We start from the raw sequence: 19,029 nt of genomic DNA on the forward strand, positions 1-19,029 counted from the left end.
GTGCCGAATCATCCACCCGGCGGGGTTGGTTGTGCGGCTTCCAGGTGTTCGGCGAGTTCCACCAGGTCGGTGCCGGTGAGGCGGGGGAGGGCGCAGCCGGAGAGGGTGCGGCAGGCGTTCCGCCAGGACGGGGGGATCGCGTCGCCGCCGCCGAGCGCGCCGGTGAGGGCGCCGGCCAGGGCGGGGGCCGAGTCGGCGACGCGGGAGAGGCAGGCGGCGGCGGGTACGGCTTCGGCGATACGGCCCTTGGAGGCCGTGGTCAGGGCCAGGGCCACCGGGACGGTTTCGGCGGCCGCGATGCCGTAGCTGTAGACGTGGTCGACGATCTGGTGTTCCAGGAGGGGGATCAGGGCGAACGCGGAGTCGGACTCCTGGGCCAGGTGGAGGGCGTGGCGGGCGTTGCGGCCGATCTCGGTGGACTCGGGGAGTTCGGTGAGGGCGGCGGCCACGGCTGTGTGTACGTCCGCGCCGGTCAGGGCGAGGGAGACGGCGGCGGCCATCGCTCTCGCGCCGTGGACTCCGTCGCCGTCCTGGGTGTAGCGGGCGTCGAACTCGGCGAGGTCTGCGGCGAGTTGGGGGTTGCCGGGGTGGGCGACGGCGAGGACGCAGGCGCGGATGCAGGCGGCGTCGTCGAAGTAGTGGGGGTTGTCGTGGCCGGTGGCGGGTGGGCGGAGGCCGGTGGCGAGATTGCCGAGGCCGGCTCGGACGGAGATGCGGGCGCGGAGGGGGAGTACGGCGGACTCGATCTCGGGGGCGCGGCCTGCTGCTGCGGCGACTTCTGCGGCGAGGGCGTTCCAGGTGAGGTCGATCGCGGCTCTTGTGCGGCGGGTTCTGGTGAGGTCGCCGAGGGCTGTGTCGTCGCCGGCTCTGAGGAGGGCTTCTGCGGCGAAGGCTGCCCATTCGGCGTCGTCGGAGGGGCCGAGGCGGAGGGGGTCGGGGGGTTGGTTGAGGGCGATGGGGACGGGGAGGGTGGTGGTTGCGTTGTGTTCGGCGAAGGTGTCGAGTTCGCGGGTGAGGCGGCGGGTCCAGTCGGGCATGCGGGATGCTCTGTGGCGGGCGGCGGGCCAGCCGGCGGCGTCGCCTGCGGCGAGGCCCAGCAGGAGGCCGACGGTTCTACTGGCCTCGGCTTCGCCTTCGGCCTTTGTGTTCCCACCCGCACCACCCGTGCGACTTTCGTGGTCGGGTGCGGGTGGCCCCTGCGGGGCCTGTTCGCCGTCGGCGGCCGCGGGTTCGTACGGCTTCGCCTTGACCGTTCCCTCGTCCCACGGGCTCGGCGGTGTCATGGCGTCATCTCCTCCGGCCCCGGTACCAGCAGGTCCGCCACCTCAAGTACGTGATGGCCCGCCATCGCCGGTAGGCAGGTTCCCCGGGCCGGGGCGATGGGGGATGCCCACTCGCTCGGGATTGCGGACGCGCCCTGTGTCGCGCCGGACAGTGCTCCCGCCACCGCCGCCGTCGTGTCCGCGTCTCGGCCCATGTTGACCGCAGTCAGCACCGCTTCCCGGAAGTCGCCGTCCGCTGCCGCGTATGCGCCGAAGGCCAGGGCCACCGCCTCGGGGGCCAGGTCCGTCCAGGGGTAGCCGCCGATCACGACCGCCGAGCGCACCGCTCGTTCGCCCCGGTGCGCCACCGCCACCGCGCGGCGCAGGGAGCGGGCCGTCCAGGAGTCGTCCGGGATGACCGCGAGAGCGGAGGCGACCACCGCGATCGTCGGGGCGCCCGCCATCGCCGCCGCCACTCCCGCCGCCACCGCCTGGCCGCCGTAGATGCCCTCGCCCTCGTGGCTCACCGAGCCGTCGATCGCCGCCAGGCGGGCCGCTTCGGCGGGGCGGCCCGCCGCGAAGACGCCGAAGGGGGCCGCCCGCATCGCCAGTCCGTCGCTCCAGGCGTGGCGGTGCTGGGCCGAGATGGGGGCCGCGAGACCCCGGCGGAGGTTCTCCAGCGTGCCGCGTTCACTGAAGCCCGCGCCCCGGAAGGGGCCCTCGTCGCGGTCCGCGATCCACTCGTGCCAGGCCGCCTCCACATGCGCGGGGGTGAGCGCCGAGCCGTGGCGGGCGAGGAGCAGGCCCGAGAAGATCGCGTACTCCGTGTCGTCCGTACCGGCCGGGGTGTCCGTCACGTAGCCCGTGATGCGGCCCCAGCGGGAGCGGATCTCCGACGGTTTCATGTTCTCGGCGGGAGCCCCGAGGGCATCGCCCACCGCCAGGCCCAGCAGTGCGCCACGGGCCCGTTCGCGGAGTTCGGCGGTGTTCCCTGACGACGGGACCGTGGGGACGCAGGTGATCGATGACATGTGCGGCCTCTCCGGAGACGTTCCCGGATGTTTCCCACCATCGGCGGTTGACCTCAGCCTCCGAATGCCTCATGTCACCCGGTCGACATATGTGCAAGAGCAACTTCGGATGAGCGGTCAGTCGTGAAACCGCAGGTTAGCCCAGCCTTTCCTTGCTGGCGGGCGGGAATGCGGTGGCGTACCTTCGGCGTTGTTGAGAATTAGAACTTGTCCAAAGTTAGCTTTGGCTTAGCTTCCCTGGGGGCCCGCAACATGGCGATCATCGAGACCGAGGCCGCGCTTCACGAGGCGCACCGTGACAACCACACCCACCGCGATGTCAACGGTGGGTGGCTGCGGCCTGCCGTGTTCGGTGCCATGGACGGGCTCGTGTCCAACCTGGCGCTGATGACCGGTGTCGCCGGCGGGGCCGTGGGGCAGCACACCATCGTGCTGACCGGGCTCGCCGGGCTTGCCGCGGGCGCCTTCTCCATGGCCGCCGGGGAGTACACCTCCGTCGCCTCGCAGCGCGAGCTCGTCGAGGCCGAGCTGGACGTGGAGCGCAGGGAGCTGCGGAAGCATCCGCTGGACGAAGAGGCCGAGCTGGCCGCGTTGTACGAGGCCCGGGGCGTCGAGGCGGGGCTGGCTCGGGAGGTCGCCCGGCAGCTGTCGCGCGATCCCGAGCAGGCGCTGGAGATACACGCGCGTGAGGAGCTCGGTATCGACCCGGGCGACCTGCCCTCGCCGCTCGTCGCCGCCGTGTCCTCCTTCGGCTCCTTCGCGCTGGGCGCGCTGCTTCCCGTACTGCCGTATCTGCTCGGTGCGACCGTGCTGTGGCCGGCCCTGCTGCTCGCGCTGATCGGGCTGTTCGCGTGCGGTGCGGTGGTGGCCAGGGTGACCGCGCGGACCTGGTGGTTCAGCGGGTTGCGGCAGCTCGCGCTGGGCGGCGCGGCGGCCGGTGTGACGTACGCCCTGGGCAGTTTGTTCGGAACGGCCGTAGGATGAGTCGGCTACGAGTTATGCGTTGGGCCGCATAAGTAGCCGTTACTCGCTGGTTTCGGATGCATGACCACGGGGCATGAGCCGTAAGCGCTGTGGGCAATGGTGCCTGCCGCGCACCCTCGGGAAGGGCGACGTAGCCCTCCCCGTCTTTCGGACCGACGGACATCGATCTGTCCCGCTCGGTCCCCATAGCTTCCACCGCAGGCGCGGCACCCGCGCTGCAGCCGCGCGGTGTCCGCATGTTGGAACGGAATATCCCGGTTCCCGAGAACCGCTCCATCATGTAACCTGCACGAAATTTTGCACTCAGCAGAGGGCCAACGTCGTCCCTCGGCAATCTGCATATGCCACTTGAGACGACGACGGGAGAGCCGATGCGTACGCCGCGCCAGCCGTCCCAGCATTCCGCGAATGGCCAGAACTGGTCCTTCATGGATGCTCGCCCTGCTGCGCAGGGTATGTACGACCCCCGCAACGAACGCGACGCGTGCGGCGTCGGTTTCGTCGCCACCCTCACCGGCGAGGCGTCCCACACCCTGGTCGAGCAGGCCCTCACGGTGCTGCGCAACCTCGAGCACCGCGGCGCCACCGGCTCCGAGCCCGACTCCGGCGACGGCGCCGGCATCCTCTCCCAGGTTCCCGACGCGTTCTTCCGCGAGGTGGCCGGATTCGAGCTGCCCGAGGCGGGCGGTTACGCGGTCGGTATCGCCTTCCTGCCGGAGGACGGCATCGAGGACGCCGTCTCACGGATCGAGACGATCGCCGACGACGAGGGCCTGACGGTTCTCGGCTGGCGTGAGGTTCCGGTCGCCCCCGAGCTGCTCGGTGCCACCGCGCGTTCGACGATGCCCGCCTTCCGGCAGGTCTTCGTCACGGACGGCGTCAGCAAGGACATCGCGCTCGACCGCAAGGCCTTCGCGCTGCGCAAGCGCGCCGAGCGCGAGGTCGGGGTCTACTTCCCGTCGCTCTCCGCGCGCACCATCGTCTACAAGGGCATGCTGACCACCGGCCAGCTGGAGCCCTTCTTCCCGGACCTCTCCGACCGCCGCTTCGCCTCGGCCGTCGCCCTGGTCCACTCGCGCTTCTCCACGAACACCTTCCCGTCGTGGCCGCTCGCGCACCCGTACCGCTTCGTCGCGCACAACGGTGAGATCAACACCGTCAAGGGCAACCGCAACTGGATGGCCGCGCGTGAATCGCAGCTGGTCTCCGACCTGTTCGGGGACAAGGGTCTGGAGCGGCTCTTCCCGATCTGTACGCCGGAGGCCTCCGACTCGGCGTCCTTCGACGAGGTGCTCGAACTCCTGCACCTGGGCGGGCGTTCGCTGCCGCACTCCGTGCTGATGATGATCCCGGAGGCGTGGGAGAACCACGACTCCATGGACCCGGCCCGCCGCGCCTTCTACAACTTCCACTCCACGATGATGGAGCCCTGGGACGGCCCGGCCTGCGTCACCTTCACCGACGGCAAGCAGGTCGGCGCGGTCCTCGACCGCAACGGTCTGCGTCCCGGCCGCTACTGGGTCACCGACGACGGCCTCGTCGTCCTCGGCTCCGAGGTCGGCGTCCTCGACATCGACCCCGCCAAGGTCGTCCGCAAGGGCCGGCTCCAGCCGGGCCGCATGTTCCTCGTCGACACGGTCGAGCACCGCATCATCGAGGACGACGAGATCAAGGCCCAGCTCGCCGCCGAGCACCCGTACGCCGAGTGGCTGGAGGCCGGGGAGATCGAGCTCTCCGACCTGCCCGAGCGCGAGCACATCGTGCACACCCACGCCTCGGTCACCCGCCGCCAGCAGACCTTCGGTTACACCGAGGAGGAGCTGCGCGTCATCCTCGCGCCGATGGCCAAGGCCGGTGCCGAGCCGATCGGTTCGATGGGTACGGACTCGCCGATCGCCGCGCTCTCCAGCCGCCCGCGGCTGCTCTTCGACTACTTCACCCAGCTGTTCGCGCAGGTCACCAACCCGCCGCTGGACGCGATCCGGGAAGAGCTCGTCACCTCCCTGCGCTCGTCCCTCGGCCCCGCGAGCAACCTCCTGGAGCCGACGGCCGCTTCGTGCCGCAGCGTCACCCTGCCCTTCCCGGTCATCGACAACGACGAGCTGGCCAAGCTCATCCACATCAACGCCGACGGCGACATGCCCGGCTTCAAGGCCGCGACCCTGTCCGGCCTGTACCGGGTCTCCGGCGGCGGTGACGCCCTCGCCGCGCGCATCGACGAGATCTGCGCCGAGGCCGACGCGGCCATCGAGAACGGCGCCCGCCTGATCGTCCTGTCGGACCGCCACTCCGACGCCGAGCACGCGCCGATCCCGTCGCTGCTGCTCACCGCGGCCGTCCACCACCACCTCATCCGCACCAAGCAGCGCACCCACGTGGGCCTGCTGGTCGAGGCCGGCGACGTCCGCGAGGTCCACCACGTCGCCCTGCTCATCGGCTTCGGCGCCGCGGCCGTCAACCCGTACCTGGCGATGGAGTCCGTCGAGGACCTGGTCCGCGCCGGCACCTTCCTCTCGGACATCGAGGCCGAGCAGGCCATCCGCAACCTGATCTACGCCCTCGGCAAGGGCGTCCTGAAGGTCATGTCCAAGATGGGCATCTCGACTGTCGCCTCCTACCGCGGCGCCCAGGTCTTCGAGGCCGTCGGTCTCGACGAGGCCTTCGTCGAGAAGTACTTCAACGGCACGGCCACCAAGATCGGCGGCGTCGGCATCGACGTCATCGCCAAGGAGGTCGCCGCCCGCCACGCCAAGGCGTACCCGGCCTCCGGCATCGCGCCGGCCCACCGCGCCCTGGAGATAGGCGGCGAGTACCAGTGGCGTCGCGAGGGCGAGCCGCACCTGTTCGACCCGGAGACGGTCTTCCGCCTCCAGCACTCCACGCGCACCGGCCGCTACGACATCTTCAAGAAGTACACCGAGCGCGTGAACGAGCAGTCCGAGCGACTCATGACGCTCCGCGGGCTCTTCGGCTTCAAGAGCGACCGTCCCTCGATCTCCATCGACGAGGTCGAGCCGGTCTCCGAGATCGTCAAGCGCTTCTCCACCGGCGCCATGTCGTACGGCTCCATCTCGCGCGAGGCGCACGAGACGCTCGCCATCGCCATGAACCAGCTGGGCGGCAAGTCCAACACCGGTGAGGGCGGCGAGGACCCGGACCGGCTCTACGACCCGGCCCGGCGCAGCGCCATCAAGCAGGTCGCCTCCGGCCGCTTCGGTGTGACGAGCGAATACCTCGTCAACGCGGACGACATCCAGATCAAGATGGCCCAGGGCGCCAAGCCCGGCGAGGGCGGCCAGCTGCCCGGCCACAAGGTGTACCCGTGGGTGGCCAAGACGCGTCACTCGACGCCGGGTGTCGGTCTGATCTCGCCGCCGCCGCACCACGACATCTACTCCATCGAGGACCTGGCCCAGCTGATCCACGACCTGAAGAACGCGAACCCGCAGGCGCGGATTCACGTCAAGCTGGTCTCCGAGGTCGGCGTCGGCACGGTCGCGGCCGGTGTGTCCAAGGCGCACGCGGACGTCGTGCTCATCTCCGGTCACGACGGTGGTACGGGTGCCTCCCCGCTGACGTCGCTCAAGCACGCCGGTGGCCCCTGGGAGCTCGGTCTCGCCGAGACCCAGCAGACTCTGCTGCTCAACGGCCTGCGCGACCGCATCGTCGTCCAGACCGACGGCCAGCTGAAGACCGGCCGGGACGTCGTCATCGCCGCGCTGCTCGGCGCCGAGGAGTTCGGTTTCGCGACCGCGCCGCTCGTCGTCTCCGGCTGCGTCATGATGCGCGTCTGCCACCTGGACACCTGCCCGGTCGGCATCGCCACCCAGAACCCGACCCTCAGGGACCGGTTCTCCGGCAAGGCCGAGTACGTCGTCAACTTCTTCCAGTACATCGCCCAGGAGGTCCGCGAGATCCTCGCCGAGCTGGGCTTCCGCACCATCGAGGAGGCCGTCGGCCACGCCGAGGCGCTCGACGTCACGCGTGCCGTCGACCACTGGAAGGCACAGGGCCTGAACCTGGAGCCGCTGTTCCACGTGCCGGCGCTGCCCGAGGGCGCGGTTCGCCACCAGGTCATCGCCCAGGACCACGGCCTGGAGAAGGCGCTCGACAACGAGCTGATCAAGCTCGCCGCCGACGCCCTCGCCGCCGACTCCGCGACCGACGCCCAGCCGGTGCGCGCCCAGGTCGCGATCCGCAACATCAACCGCACGGTCGGCACCATGCTCGGCCACGAGGTGACGAAGAAGTTCGGTGGCGCGGGCCTGCCCGACGACACCATCGACATCACCTTCACCGGCTCCGCGGGCCAGTCCTTCGGCGCCTTCCTGCCGCGCGGTGTCACGCTGCGCCTGGAGGGCGACGCCAACGACTACGTCGGCAAGGGCCTCTCCGGCGGCCGGGTGATCGTCCGTCCCGACCGGGGCGCCGACCACCTCGCCGAGTACTCGACGATCGGCGGCAACACCATCGCGTACGGCGCCACCGGTGGCGAGCTGTACCTGCGCGGTCGTACGGGCGAGCGGTTCTGTGTCCGCAACTCCGGTGCCACGGTCGTCTCCGAGGGCGTGGGCGACCACGGCTGCGAGTACATGACCGGCGGCCGTGCGGTGATCCTCGGCGAGACGGGCCGCAACTTCGCGGCCGGCATGTCCGGTGGCATCGCGTACGTGATCGACCTGAACGTCGACAACGTCAACGTCGGCAACGTCAGCGCCATCGAGGCCCTCGACGACGCCGACAAGCAGTGGCTGCACGACGTGGTGCGCCGTCACCAGGAGGAGACCGGCTCCACGGTCGCCGAGAAGCTCCTGGCCGAGTGGGACACCGCCGTGGAGCGCTTCAGCAAGATCATCCCCAGCACGTACAAGGCAGTGCTCGCCGCCAAGGACGCCGCCGAGCAGGCGGGACTCTCCGAGTCCGAGATCACCGAGAAGATGATGGAGGCGGCGATCAATGGCTGACCCGAAGGGCTTCCTGAACCACGGCCGCGAGGTCGCCAAGTCCCGTCCCGTCGGCGAGCGTCTGAAGGACTGGAACGAGGTCTACGTCCCCGGCTCCCTGCTGCCGATCATCAGCAAGCAGGCCAGCCGCTGCATGGACTGCGGCATCCCGTTCTGCCACAACGGCTGTCCGCTGGGGAACCTGATCCCCGAGTGGAACGACTACGCCTACCGCGAGGACTGGTCCGCCGCCTCCGAGCGGCTGCACGCGACCAACAACTTCCCCGAGTTCACGGGGCGGTTGTGCCCGGCTCCCTGCGAGTCGGCGTGCGTGCTGGGCATCAACCAGCCTGCCGTCACCATCAAGAACGTCGAGGTGTCCATCATCGACAAGGCGTGGGAGACCGGCGACGTCGCGCCGCAGATCCCCGAGCGCCTGTCGGGCAAGACGGTCGCCGTCATCGGCTCGGGCCCCGCGGGCCTGGCCGCCGCCCAGCAGCTCACCCGGGCCGGCCACACCGTCGCCGTGTACGAGCGTGCCGACCGCATCGGCGGCCTGCTGCGGTACGGCATCCCCGAGTTCAAGATGGAGAAGCGGCACATCAACCGCCGTATCGAGCAGATGCGCGCGGAGGGCACCCGCTTCCGTACCGGGATCGAGATCGGCCGCGACCTCAAGGCGACCGACCTGAAGAAGCGGTACGACGCGATCGTCATCGCCGCCGGTGCCACCACCGCCCGTGATCTCCCGGTCCCGGGGCGGGAGTTGAAGGGCATCTACCAGGCGATGGAGTACCTGCCCCTGTCGAACAAGGTCCAGGAGGGCGACTACGTCGTCTCCCCGGTCTCGGCCGAGGGCAAGCACGTCGTGGTCATCGGCGGTGGCGACACCGGCGCCGACTGCGTGGGCACCGCCCACCGCCAGGGCGCGGCCTCCGTCACGCAGCTGGAGATCATGCCCCGGCCGGGTGACGAGCGGAACCCGGTCTCCCAGCCGTGGCCGACCTTCCCGATGCTCTACAAGGTGACGTCCGCGCACGAGGAGGGCGGCGAGCGGGTCTACTCCGTCTCCACCACCCACTTCGAGGGCGACGAGGACGGCAACGTCCAGTGGCTGCACCTCACCGAGGTCGAGTTCGTCGACGGCAAGCTGACCCCGAAGCCGGGCACGGAGCGCAAGATCCCCGCCCAGCTGGTCACCCTCGCCATGGGCTTCACCGGCACCGACCGGGAGAACGGCCTGGTCGAGCAGTTCGGCCTGGAGCTCGACGAGCGCGGCAACATCGCCCGCGACGCCGACTTCCAGACCAACGTCCCCGGTGTCTTCGTTGCCGGTGACGCGGGCCGCGGCCAGTCGCTCATCGTGTGGGCGATCGCCGAGGGCCGCTCGGCCGCCCGCGGCACCGACCGCTTCCTGACCGGAGCGAGCGACCTGCCGGCACCGATCCGCCCGACGGACCGCGCCCTGATGGTCTAGAGACGTCCCGTACAAAGGCGTACGGAACACTGATGGCGCCTGCCCAGTCCCCGACCGGACTCTGGGCAGGCGCCGTCGCCTTCTCAGCCCGAACTCGCCTTCAGCCCCTCGAACTCGACCGTCGCGTCCTCGGTGTACGCCCCCACCTTGCCCTGGCTGTACGGCCGTTCGGTGTCCGTGAACGTCACCAGCCGCTTCCCGCCCACCGACACCGACAGCGCCGCGTCCCGCTGCTCCACCTGCACGTCGGACCACTTGCCGACCGGGTACCTGACCTTCCCCGTGGCCAGGAACCGCTGCCCGCCCGGATACGCGGGATCCCGCTTGCCGAGCTCCCAGCCGTTCGGCTTCAGGGTGATGTAGTAGAAGTGCTCCGGGTCGGTGTATGCCCAGACCAGCCACGGCACTTCCCACGGGTTCGGCTTCGGTGTGCGCAGCTGCTTCACCGTCCGCATCCGGGCCTGGTACCGCACGTTCGTGTAGGAGGCGGTGCTCACCACCAGCCCTGCGTGCGTGGTGCCGGGATCCTCCGCGGCCATGGGGGACAGGGAGAGTGACGAGTCGTCACCGACGTTGGTGCCCATGCCGTTGAACACGGACAGCCAGCGGCCGTGGGTCGTACCGTCGAGCCAGGGCTTCGGCGGCGGTGCGCCGTCGCCCTGGCACTGGCTCACGGTGATCGCGACAAGGGCCGCGAGCGTGAGACCCAGTGCCAGTCTGGTGGCGATACGACCCCTGCGCGTCATGCCGTCGAGTATGGCCCGGATGCCGTGAGCCCGACCGGCACATCCGCGGCGAAGTCCTCGGCGAGCTGGGCCAGGATCCGCGCCGTCGCCATGCCGTCGCCGAACGGGTTGCCCGCGCCCGCCATCGCCCTGTACTCCACCGGGTCGTCCAGCAGCCGGTTCGCCCAGGTCACGATGGACTCGGGGTCGGTGCCGATGAGCCGGGCCGCCCCGGCCTCCACCGCCTCGGGCCGCTCGGTCGTCGTGCGCAGCACCAGCGCCGGCTTGCTCAGGCTGGGCGCCTCCTCCTGGACGCCACCGGAGTCGGTGAGGACCAGGTCGCACTCGGCCAGCGTGGCCGCGAAGTCGAGATAGCCGAGCGGCTCGACCAGCGAGATGCCGTCGTGGCCGTCGAGTTCGGGCAGCAGCGCGTCCCGTACGGCCGGGCTCTTGTGCAGCGGCAGCACGATCTCCACGTCCCCGCGCGCCGCGAGCCTCGTCAGCGCCCGGCCCATCCCGCGCATCCGCTCGCCCTGGTTCTCCCGGCGGTGCAGGGTGACCAGGATCCGCCTGCCGCCGGTACGGAAGGCGGAGCTGCCCGTGCCCTCGGCCAGCACCCACAGCAGGTTGTCGATCACCGTGTTGCCCGTGGTGAACACCTGCTCCTCGGCCACGCCCTCGTCGGTGAGATGGCGGGCCGCGGCCGGGGTCGGGGCGAAGTGCCAGCGGGCGATACGGCTGATCAGACAGCGGTTGAGCTCCTCCGGAAAAGGGTTGTCCAGGACCCCGGTGCGCAGGCCGGCCTCGACATGGGCGACCGGGATCTTCTCGTAGAAGGCGGCGAGCGCGCCGGCCAGCGCGGTCGTGGTGTCCCCCTGCACCACCACCAGGTCCGGCCGCTGCGCCCGCAGCACCTCGCCCAGCTCCCGCACGAGCCGGGCGGTCAGGTCGGACAGCTGCTGCCGGCTGCGCATCACGTCGAGCGCGATCCGTACGTCGACGCGGAGCAGGTCGAGCATCTGCTGGAGCATCTCGCGGTGCTGGCCGGTGGTGACGACGACCGGCTCGAACTGTGAGCCGGTCGCCATCGCCCTTGCCACCGGCGCCAGTTTGATCGCTTCGGGCCGGGTGCCGAGTACGAGCATGGCGCGTACCGGCTCGGCCGACGGGTGTGTGGACATGGTGAGTGCCCCCCTTGGGCATGCGCGGTCGACGCAGCGACCGCGTTGAGGGTGATGAGAGGTACTGAGAGGGAGAACCGCGCGGGGACTCGGCGCGGCGGCGTCGCTCAGGTGCGCGCCGTCTTCAGCCAGCCCCGCTGGCCGGTGAGCATCCGCCAGAAGCCCCACCAGCCGGCGAAGAACCAGATGTAGCCGTAGAAGACGAAGACATGGGCGAGCAGCACCGAGCGCACCAGGCCGAGGTCGCGCTCCCGCCTCGCGTACACATAGCCGTACGCGTAGGCGGCGGTGAACGAGAGCAGGTACGGGCCGAGCAGCCACATCGGCGAGACGAGCGGGTGCCCGGCCTGGACGGAGGCCACGGCGGTGGCGCCGACCGCGACCAGGAAGGAGACCGGCAGCAGCGAGGTGAGCAGGATCAGCACCGGGCTGGAGAGGTGGTAGAGCAGGTCGATCGCGGGCCGGGTGGGCACGTCCCGGAGGATGAGCGGGACGAGTCCGGCCGACTGCAGATGGCCCTGGAACCAGCGGGATCGCTGCCGGATCAGGCGCTTGAGGCTGAGCACGGCCTGCTGGGAGACCGCGGCGGTGGTGCAGTGCATGTTGGTCCACCCCTTGGCGATCAGCCGTACGCCGAGGTCGAGGTCCTCGGTCAGGCTGTCGCTCCAAGGGCCGTCGCCGTCAAGGGTGTTGAGCGCCGCCAGCCGCATGAACTGCCCGTTGCCGCCCATGCCCACGCTGCCGATGAAGCGGCGCGCGCTCTGGAAGACGTCGCCGTACACCACGAACTCCATGTCCTGCAGCCGGGCGAGCAGGCCGAGGTGCCGGTTGTACATCCGGACGCAGACCTGCACCGCGCCCGTGTTCGGGTCGTCGAAGTACGGGTCGACCGACTGCACGACATGCGGGTCCAGGCGCCCGTCGGCGTCGACCACGCAGAGCACCACGTCCGCCGGGTCGTATCCGGCCAGCAGTCCCGATTCGCGAAGGTGACGCACTCCGTCGTTGAGCGCGGCGCCCTTCCCCTTGCGTGCGTTCGGCGGGGTACGCCGGTGCAGCCGGACCAGGGCCGGGTCCGCGGCCAGGGCGATCCGGGAGGTGCGGTCGTCCGAACCGTCGTCGATGACCAGCGCCATGAAATTCCGGGCGGGCAGCGAGGTGATCCGCGCCAGGCTTTCGGACAGCACTTTTTCTTCGTTGAGGCATGCCAGCAGGAATACGTAGAACCGTTCTCTCCGGTCGGTCCTGGAACGGCGAATTCTGCGTCTCGACAGCAGGTAAAGGGCGGTGTTGTAACAGCCGGCCATCACGATCAATGTGATGCTCGCCCAGAGGAGCAGCTCAGTGATCATGGCCGCCTCCGGTGCCGGCCCGTGTCCTGTTCGCCTGTCGGCGCAGTCGTATTCTGGCCAGCAGAATCAGACACGCCGTGAGGCAATACAGCAGGAAACCCGCGCCCGCCGTCGCCTGCAGTGCTTTGGCCAGAGGCAGCCCCGGTATCGCTTCCGGTGCCGCCATCGCCCCTGCCAGGGGCAGGAGTGCCCCCAGAGCGGGTCGTCCGTACATCGTCCCCCCACATTCACTTGCGCGTCCCCATCGCGCAGTTTGTGAACGTAGCAGACCGCACAGCCCGCCTGAAGGGAATTCCAAAAACGACATGTCGTATCTTCTGGTGGGGTCTCATGGCACTCCAGGAATTCACCCTTCAGGGCGTTGACACCCTTCTTGATCTCCGAGAAGAATCGGTGACTTCCTGTTGGGAAAAACCTTTGCCAATGATTGGCAAAGTGGGGGGAATGATCGTGAGACCAATGATCCGTCCTCGGCGACGAGGAATTTCGAAGATCTCCGTTGTCCTGCTGCTCCTCGCCGCCCTGGTGAGCGGCACTTTCCTGGCCGCGTCCGCACAGGCGGCCGGCCGGGGCCACAAGCACGGCCACGAAGCCGTCGGCGGCAGGTCCGGACTGAGCCGCGTCGATCTCAAGGGCTGGGCGAAGACCCAGCTCAAGGCCGACGAGACGCGCCGCGCGAACCCGCGGAGCAAATCCACTGCAACGACCCTGGCCGCCGCGCTGCGGCCCGCGGCCACGGCCGCCGCGGCCGATCCGACCACTCTCGTCCTCTACGACACGGCAGGCCCCTACGGCCAGCTGGGCGAGCTGTACGCCATGGCCACGGCCAACCTCGCCGGTCACTTCGGCACGGTGACGGCCAAGCCGGTCCAGCAGTACACGGCCGGGATGATCGACTCGTACTCGGCCGTGATCTACCTCGGTTCGACGTACTACGGCGGCAGCATCCCGGACGCCGTCCCGGCCGCGTTCTACGCCGACGCGGCGGCGAGCACCAAGCCGGTGATCTGGATGGGCGCCAACATCTGGAACATGGCGAACTCGGTGGGCGTAACCCAGTTCAGCCAGAAGTACGGCTGGGATCCGACGACGTCGTACTACGAGGACGGCGGTTCAGTAGGCACCGTGACACAGGTGACGTACAAGAACCAGGCCCTCACCCGGACCATCCCCGCGGGACAGGACGGGGGCGTGCTGCGCCCCAACATCCTCACGGGCACCGGGTATCCCGCGGTCACCACGCTCGCGACCGGCCTCGACTCGTCGAACGGTCACACCTTCGGGTGGGCGGTCCGTTCCTCGAACCTCACCTACATCGGTGAGATCCCCTTCGCGTACGTCTCCGAGAGCGACCGCGTCATCGTCATCGAGGACCTCCTCTTCGACGCCCTCGCACCGGCCACCACCGAGCGGCACCGCGCGGTGGTCCGCCTGGAGGACATCAGCCCGGACTCGGACCCCGCCGAGCTGAGGAGCATGGCCGACTACCTCAAGTCGCAGAACATCCCGTACGGGATCAACGTGATCCCCGCCTACACGGACCCGAACGGCACCTACAACAACGGCGTCGCGCAGACCATCACCCTCGCCCAGCGGCCGCAGGTGGTCAGCGCCCTGAAGTACATGCTGGCCAGGGGTGCGGTCCTGATGGACCACGGCTACACCCACCAGTACAGCAACGTCGCCAACCCCTACGACGGCGTCACCGGTGACGACTTCGAGTTCTACCGGGCGCACGTCGACGCCTCGGACAACGTCGTCTACGACGGCCCGGTCGCCGAGGACTCCACCGCCTGGGCGCAGGCCCGGGTGACCAGCGCGCTGGCCGGGTTCACCGCGGCCGGCCTGCCGAAGCCGACGCTGTGGACCACCCCGCACTACGCGGGCTCCGCCGCCGACTACAAGGTGTTCAGCTCCAACTTCTCGGCCCGCCTGGAGCGTTCGCTGTACTTCTCCGGCACGCTCAGCGGCAACTCGGCCGGCCCGAACACCTTCATCGGCCAGTTCTTCCCGTACGTCGTGAAGGACGTCTACGGCACCAAGGTGCTGCCCGAGAACATCGGGAACTACGAGCCGGTGGCCTACAACAACCACCCGGCGCGGCTGCCCGCCGACCTGATCGCCTCGGCCAAGGCCAACCTGGCCGTGCGGGACGGCTTCGCGAGCTTCTTCTACCACCCCTACTACCCGACCCAGCCGTTGAAGGACACGATCGACGGCATCAAGGCCCTGGGCTACACCTTCGTCAGCCCGAGCAGCCTGTGAGGGCAGACGCCCTGAGGAGGACCGTCGCCGCGGCCGCGGTGGCGGTCCTCCTCGCCGCCGGTGGCTGCACGACCGGCGGCGCGGCCAAGGACACCGACGGCACCAGCGGCGCCGACCGGGCGGGCGCGAGGAGCGGGACGATGCGCGGGATCACCCTGCCCTCCTGGTACCGCACCGACTACGACAGCCCCGCCGCCGACCGCTATCTGCGCGGCATCCGGGCCACCGGCGCGCGCTGGGTCACCTTCACCCCGACCTGGTACCAGAACCGCGTCACCGACACCTCCCCGCACACCACCGAGGAGACCGCGAGCGACACCAGCCTGCGGCACATCGTCGGCCGCGCCCACGGGCTCGGCCTCAAGGTGATGATCAAGCCGCACATCGACCTGCCCGGCGACGAGGACCGCGCCGACATCCGCCCCCGCGACCGGGCCGCCTGGTTCACCTCGTACCGCCGCTTCATCACCCACTACGCCGACCTCGCCGCCGACACCCGCACCGAGCAGTTCACCGTCGGCACCGAACTCGCCGGCGTCTCCGGCGACACCGCCGCCTGGGCCGGCGTCGTCAGGGCGGTCCGCGACCACTACGACGGCCCCCTCACCTACGCCGCCAACTACGACGAGTACCGGAAGATCCACTTCTGGAAGGACCTCGACCTCATCGGCATCGACGCCTACTGGCCGCTGTCCGCCCGGCCCACCGACGACCCGGCCCGCCTGCGCCGCGCCTGGCGGCCGATCCGGGACGAACTCGCCGCGTACGCACGCGGGCAGAACCGGCGGATCCTGTTCACCGAGGCCGGTTACGTCAGCCAGCGCGGGGCCACGACCGCGCCGTACTCCTGGACGGTCAGCCGCCGTCCCGCGCCCGCCGAACAGGCCGCCGCCTACCGGGCGCTGCTCGACTCCTTCACCGGCCGGCGCTGGTGGGCCGGCGTCTGCTGGTGGATGTGGGACGACTGGCCGGACAGCGGGGAGACACCGGTGAAGCTGGCGTACACACCGCGCGGGAAGCCGGCGGAGCGGGTGCTGCGGGAGAAGTGGGGTGCCTCCTAGGCGACCTTGTACGTCTCGCCGTACACCTTCCACACCAGCGGCTTCCTCAGGTCCAGGTTCCCGTCGTACAGGAACTGCCGCTGGGCCGTGTCGATGCGGCTGGTGTCGATGTCCGCGCGCTTGGCCTTCATGGCACTGCGGCGGACGTCCAGGAAGATGTCCAGGTACGCCTTCTCCGTGCCGCCCTCCGAGGGCGTGTCCGCCTCCCGCATCGCCCGCTCGCGCAGGCCGTAGAAGCTGGTCGGGCCGGTGCCGGGGCCGTGGAAGACCATCGCGTCGTAGTAGATGAACTGGCCCAGCGTGCCCAGTCCGTCGAGCTTGGCGAGGCGGACCGCCGGGTCGAAGTAGACGCGGTCGCGCTCCTCGTCCTGGGCCGCGCGGAAGGCGGGGAGCCTGGCCTCCGCCTTCCAGGCCTTGGTGAAGCCGGGGTCGAGGCCCTCGTGGGAGTCCGTGCCGTCGACCTCGCGCAGGGCGGGGAGGTAGGCCGCGAGGCCGTTGCCGGGGTGGGCCTTGGTGTAGCGCTCGACGAGGGTGCGCAGGTCGTGGGTGCCGGTGCAGAAGCCGACGGTGCCGGCCGTGTAGCCCTGGCCGTCGCCGATGTCCTCGATGTAGCCGTAGGCGCTGCGCCAGTCCAGCGTCGAGTTCTCGGCGCTGGCCACGAGCTCCTGGGCGAGCTCCTTCTTCGCGGGCGCGGCGAGCCCGGCAGGCAGGTCGGCGATCACCTCGTCGTCCTCCGCGCGCTCCCGCTCGGCCCGCGACTTGGCGTCCTGACGGGCCCGCTCGGCGGCGGAGGCGGGCGCCCTGGCCGAGTCCTCCGTGCCGGAGTGCGCGGGCGTGAGGAGGTAGACCGTCCCCGTGACGACCACGGGGACGGCCGCGAAGAGGAGCAGACCGGCACGTCTCATGGCCGAAAGGGTACGGCCGGATCACGTCCTCCCGGTCCCCGGGCCGCTCACACGGTCAGTTCCGTGACCTTCGCCATCGTCAGGATGACCAGCAGGGCCAGCAGCGCGATGCACGCGCCCGCCTGGATGAAGGGGCGGCGCTTGTCGCGGGGGGCGTAGGCGAAGGCGAGGGTGACGACCGCGCCGGAGAGCAGGCCGCCGAGGTGGCCCTGCCAGGACGTGGCGATCGCGGAGACCACCAGCCACAGCAGCAGGCCCGCCATGAAGCGGTTGACCTGGTCCATGTCGGCGCCGAGCCGGCGGGCCAGGACGTAGTACGCGGCCCCGAGCCCGAAGATCGCGCCGGACGCGCCGAGCGTCGGGGTGTCCGGCGCGATCAGCAGCACCAGCACCGAACCGCCCAGCGCCGAGAGGAAGTAGAGGGCGATGTACCGGATCCGGCCCAGCTGCGCCTCGACCACCCGGCCGATGTTCCACAGCGACACCATGTTCATCACGATGTGCAGGATCCCGAACGTCCCCTCGGTGGGCGGCAGATGCAGGAACGCGCCGGTGAGCAGCCGGTACCACTCGCCGTCGACGACGCCTTCGAGGTGGTAGTCGGACGAGTAGCCGGCCTCCCACATGTAGTGGCCGCCGTCCGATCCCGCGAGTCCGCGGCCCAGCATCTCGAACCGGTCCACGATCCCCGGGCGCACCAACTCGCCCAGATACGCGAGTACGTTGAGCCCGATCAGCACGTACGTCACCAGGGGCACGGTCGAGATCCGGCCGCCGAACGCCGTGCGCGCCTGCCGTACCGAGCGCGTTCCCTCCTTCACGCACTCCACGCACTGGTGGCCGACGGCCGCCTCGCGCATGCAGTCCGGGCAGATGTACCGGTCGCAGCGGGTGCAGCGGACATGGGACTCCACCTTGGGATGGCGGTAGCAGGTGGTGACGGTGGACTCGGAATCCACGGCCGGCTCCTCGGAGACGGGGAAGGGGGACGGACGGTGAGCCGGTGGGGTCGGCGGCGAACAAAATAACGAACACCGGTGACTGATGGGAAAGTAGGGGCCATGGTTGCGATCAGTCTCAAGAAGGTCGAGGAGACCGCGCCCGCGCTGGTCAGCCTCTACAAGAGCGCCGGGGCCTCGCTCGGCAGGCACGGTCTGGACGGGCTGCGGGCCGCGGTGTACCTCGTGGTCGACTACTCGGGGTCCATGAAGCCGTACTACCAGGACGGTTCGGTGCAGGCCCTCGCGGACCGGGTGCTCGGTCTGTCCGCGCACCTCGACGACGACGGCCGGGTGCCGGTGGTGTTCTTCTCGACCGACGTCGACGCCGAGACCGACATCGCGCTGGCCGAGCACGAGGGCCGGATCGACAAGATCGTGGCGGGGCTCGGGCACATGGGCAAGACCAGCTACCACCTGGCGATGGACGCGGTCATCGACCACTACATGGACAGCGGCTCGAAGGAGCCCGCCCTGGTCGTGTTCCAGACCGACGGCGGCCCGATCAACAAGCTCGCCGCGGAGCGCTATCTGTGCAAGGCGGCGAAGCTCCCGCTGTTCTGGCAGTTCGTGGGCTTCGGCGATCCGCACAGCAAGCAGTTCGACTTCCTGCGCAAGCTCGACGAGCTGGCCGTACCGCACAAGCGGGTGGTGGACAACGCCGGGTTCTTCCACGCCGGCGCCGATCCGCGCAAGGTGCCCGACGCCGAGTTGTACGACCGGCTGGTGGGCGAGTTCCCGAGGTGGCTGGTGGCCGCGCGGGCGGAGGGGATCGTACGGCCCTGACGGCACCGTTGGCTTGGCCGGGCCGCCGTGACACCCTGAGGTTGATCCGACGGGGAGGC

General features: G+C 70.0%; 13 protein-coding genes. 6 read left to right on the top strand and 7 right to left on the bottom strand.

From position 1 onward, the window contains the following. Positions 1–8 precede the first annotated feature (8 nt). Together MQP27_RS04715 and MQP27_RS04720 are read right to left on the bottom strand one after the other, a co-directional pair. Entirely contained in the window at positions 9–1,283 is a 1,275-nt protein-coding gene (locus tag MQP27_RS04715; RefSeq protein ID WP_242761172.1) for an ADP-ribosylglycohydrolase family protein, read from the bottom strand. Further along, on the bottom strand, positions 1,280–2,293 hold the full coding sequence (locus tag MQP27_RS04720; RefSeq protein WP_242761174.1) for an ADP-ribosylglycohydrolase family protein: 1,014 nt from the start codon (positions 2,291–2,293) through the stop codon (positions 1,280–1,282). Before MQP27_RS04720 ends, MQP27_RS04715 begins: the two co-directional genes overlap by 4 nt. A gap of 252 nt (positions 2,294–2,545) precedes the next feature. Here MQP27_RS04720 and MQP27_RS04725 point away from each other — a divergent pair, with 252 nt between their 5' ends. The 3 genes from MQP27_RS04725 to MQP27_RS04735 all read left to right on the top strand — a co-directional run bounded on the left by MQP27_RS04725 (position 2,546) and on the right by MQP27_RS04735 (position 9,697). Further along, a complete protein-coding gene (locus MQP27_RS04725) occupies positions 2,546–3,277 on the top strand; it encodes a VIT1/CCC1 transporter family protein (RefSeq protein ID WP_242761176.1) in 732 nt (243 codons plus the stop codon). Between the two features lie 371 nt (positions 3,278–3,648). Continuing rightward, positions 3,649–8,241: a glutamate synthase large subunit gene (gene gltB, locus MQP27_RS04730; protein ID WP_242761177.1), complete on the top strand. Its 4,593-nt coding sequence runs from the start codon at positions 3,649–3,651 to the stop codon at positions 8,239–8,241. Then, positions 8,234–9,697, top strand: a complete 1,464-nt coding sequence (locus MQP27_RS04735) for a glutamate synthase subunit beta (RefSeq protein ID WP_242761179.1) — start codon at positions 8,234–8,236, stop codon at positions 9,695–9,697. Before gltB ends, MQP27_RS04735 begins: the two co-directional genes overlap by 8 nt. An 83-nt stretch (positions 9,698–9,780) precedes the next feature. Here the strand turns inward: MQP27_RS04735 and MQP27_RS04740 are convergent, their stop codons facing one another. The 3 genes from MQP27_RS04740 to MQP27_RS04750 all read right to left on the bottom strand — a co-directional run bounded on the left by MQP27_RS04740 (position 9,781) and on the right by MQP27_RS04750 (position 12,955). Continuing rightward, positions 9,781–10,443, bottom strand: a complete 663-nt coding sequence (locus MQP27_RS04740; RefSeq protein ID WP_242761181.1) for a calcium-binding protein — start codon at positions 10,441–10,443, stop codon at positions 9,781–9,783. Further along, positions 10,440–11,603 (bottom strand): non-hydrolyzing UDP-N-acetylglucosamine 2-epimerase, encoded by a 1,164-nt coding sequence (wecB, locus tag MQP27_RS04745; protein ID WP_242761183.1) that lies wholly within the window; start codon positions 11,601–11,603, stop codon positions 10,440–10,442. Before wecB ends, MQP27_RS04740 begins: the two co-directional genes overlap by 4 nt. 107 nt (positions 11,604–11,710) lie before the next feature. Beyond that, the gene (locus MQP27_RS04750) at positions 11,711–12,955 is read right to left on the bottom strand and encodes a glycosyltransferase (RefSeq protein ID WP_278195571.1); all 1,245 of its coding nucleotides are present in this window, start codon (positions 12,953–12,955) and stop codon (positions 11,711–11,713) included. A 459-nt stretch (positions 12,956–13,414) separates the two neighbouring features. Here MQP27_RS04750 and MQP27_RS04755 point away from each other — a divergent pair, with 459 nt between their 5' ends. Together MQP27_RS04755 and MQP27_RS04760 are read left to right on the top strand one after the other, a co-directional pair. Next, on the top strand, positions 13,415–15,220 hold the full coding sequence (locus MQP27_RS04755; protein WP_242761187.1) for a DUF2334 domain-containing protein: 1,806 nt from the start codon (positions 13,415–13,417) through the stop codon (positions 15,218–15,220). Then, positions 15,217–16,281 (top strand): glycoside hydrolase family 113, encoded by a 1,065-nt coding sequence (locus tag MQP27_RS04760; protein ID WP_242761189.1) that lies wholly within the window; start codon positions 15,217–15,219, stop codon positions 16,279–16,281. Before MQP27_RS04755 ends, MQP27_RS04760 begins: the two co-directional genes overlap by 4 nt. Here MQP27_RS04760 and MQP27_RS04765 read toward each other — a convergent pair. Together MQP27_RS04765 and MQP27_RS04770 are read right to left on the bottom strand one after the other, a co-directional pair. Then, positions 16,278–17,186 carry a chitosanase gene (locus MQP27_RS04765; protein ID WP_242761191.1) on the bottom strand — a complete coding sequence of 303 codons (909 nt, stop codon included), beginning with the start codon at positions 17,184–17,186 and terminating at the stop codon, positions 16,278–16,280. The two genes, MQP27_RS04760 and MQP27_RS04765, sit on opposite strands and share 4 nt — an antisense overlap. A 47-nt stretch (positions 17,187–17,233) precedes the next feature. After that, a complete protein-coding gene (locus tag MQP27_RS04770; protein ID WP_242761193.1) occupies positions 17,234–18,145 on the bottom strand; it encodes a rhomboid family intramembrane serine protease in 912 nt (303 codons plus the stop codon). Positions 18,146–18,247: 102 nt separating this feature from the next. Here MQP27_RS04770 and MQP27_RS04775 point away from each other — a divergent pair, with 102 nt between their 5' ends. Continuing rightward, positions 18,248–18,970, top strand: coding sequence for a vWA domain-containing protein (locus MQP27_RS04775; RefSeq protein WP_242761195.1), 723 nt, complete (start codon positions 18,248–18,250; stop codon positions 18,968–18,970). The last annotated feature ends 59 nt before the right edge of the window (positions 18,971–19,029 follow it).

This window comes from Streptomyces cylindrosporus (assembly GCF_022698165.1).
Lineage (GTDB): Bacteria > Actinomycetota > Actinomycetes > Streptomycetales > Streptomycetaceae > Streptomyces > Streptomyces cylindrosporus.

Excerpts from the sequence above, each read along its gene's own strand:
- MQP27_RS04715 (WP_242761172.1), bottom strand. The coding sequence starts at position 1,283 with ATGACACCGCCGAGCCCGTGGGACGAGGGAACGGTCAAGGCGAAGCCG.
- MQP27_RS04740 (WP_242761181.1), bottom strand. The coding sequence starts at position 10,443 with ATGACGCGCAGGGGTCGTATCGCCACCAGACTGGCACTGGGTCTCACG.
- MQP27_RS04720 (WP_242761174.1), bottom strand. The coding sequence starts at position 2,293 with ATGTCATCGATCACCTGCGTCCCCACGGTCCCGTCGTCAGGGAACACC.
- MQP27_RS04750 (WP_278195571.1), bottom strand. The coding sequence starts at position 12,955 with ATGATCACTGAGCTGCTCCTCTGGGCGAGCATCACATTGATCGTGATG.
- MQP27_RS04765 (WP_242761191.1), bottom strand. The coding sequence starts at position 17,186 with ATGAGACGTGCCGGTCTGCTCCTCTTCGCGGCCGTCCCCGTGGTCGTC.
- gltB (WP_242761177.1), top strand. The coding sequence starts at position 3,649 with ATGCGTACGCCGCGCCAGCCGTCCCAGCATTCCGCGAATGGCCAGAAC.
- MQP27_RS04735 (WP_242761179.1), top strand. The coding sequence starts at position 8,234 with ATGGCTGACCCGAAGGGCTTCCTGAACCACGGCCGCGAGGTCGCCAAG.
- MQP27_RS04755 (WP_242761187.1), top strand. The coding sequence starts at position 13,415 with ATGATCCGTCCTCGGCGACGAGGAATTTCGAAGATCTCCGTTGTCCTG.
- MQP27_RS04725 (WP_242761176.1), top strand. The coding sequence starts at position 2,546 with ATGGCGATCATCGAGACCGAGGCCGCGCTTCACGAGGCGCACCGTGAC.
- wecB (WP_242761183.1), bottom strand. The coding sequence starts at position 11,603 with ATGTCCACACACCCGTCGGCCGAGCCGGTACGCGCCATGCTCGTACTC.
- MQP27_RS04775 (WP_242761195.1), top strand. The coding sequence starts at position 18,248 with ATGGTTGCGATCAGTCTCAAGAAGGTCGAGGAGACCGCGCCCGCGCTG.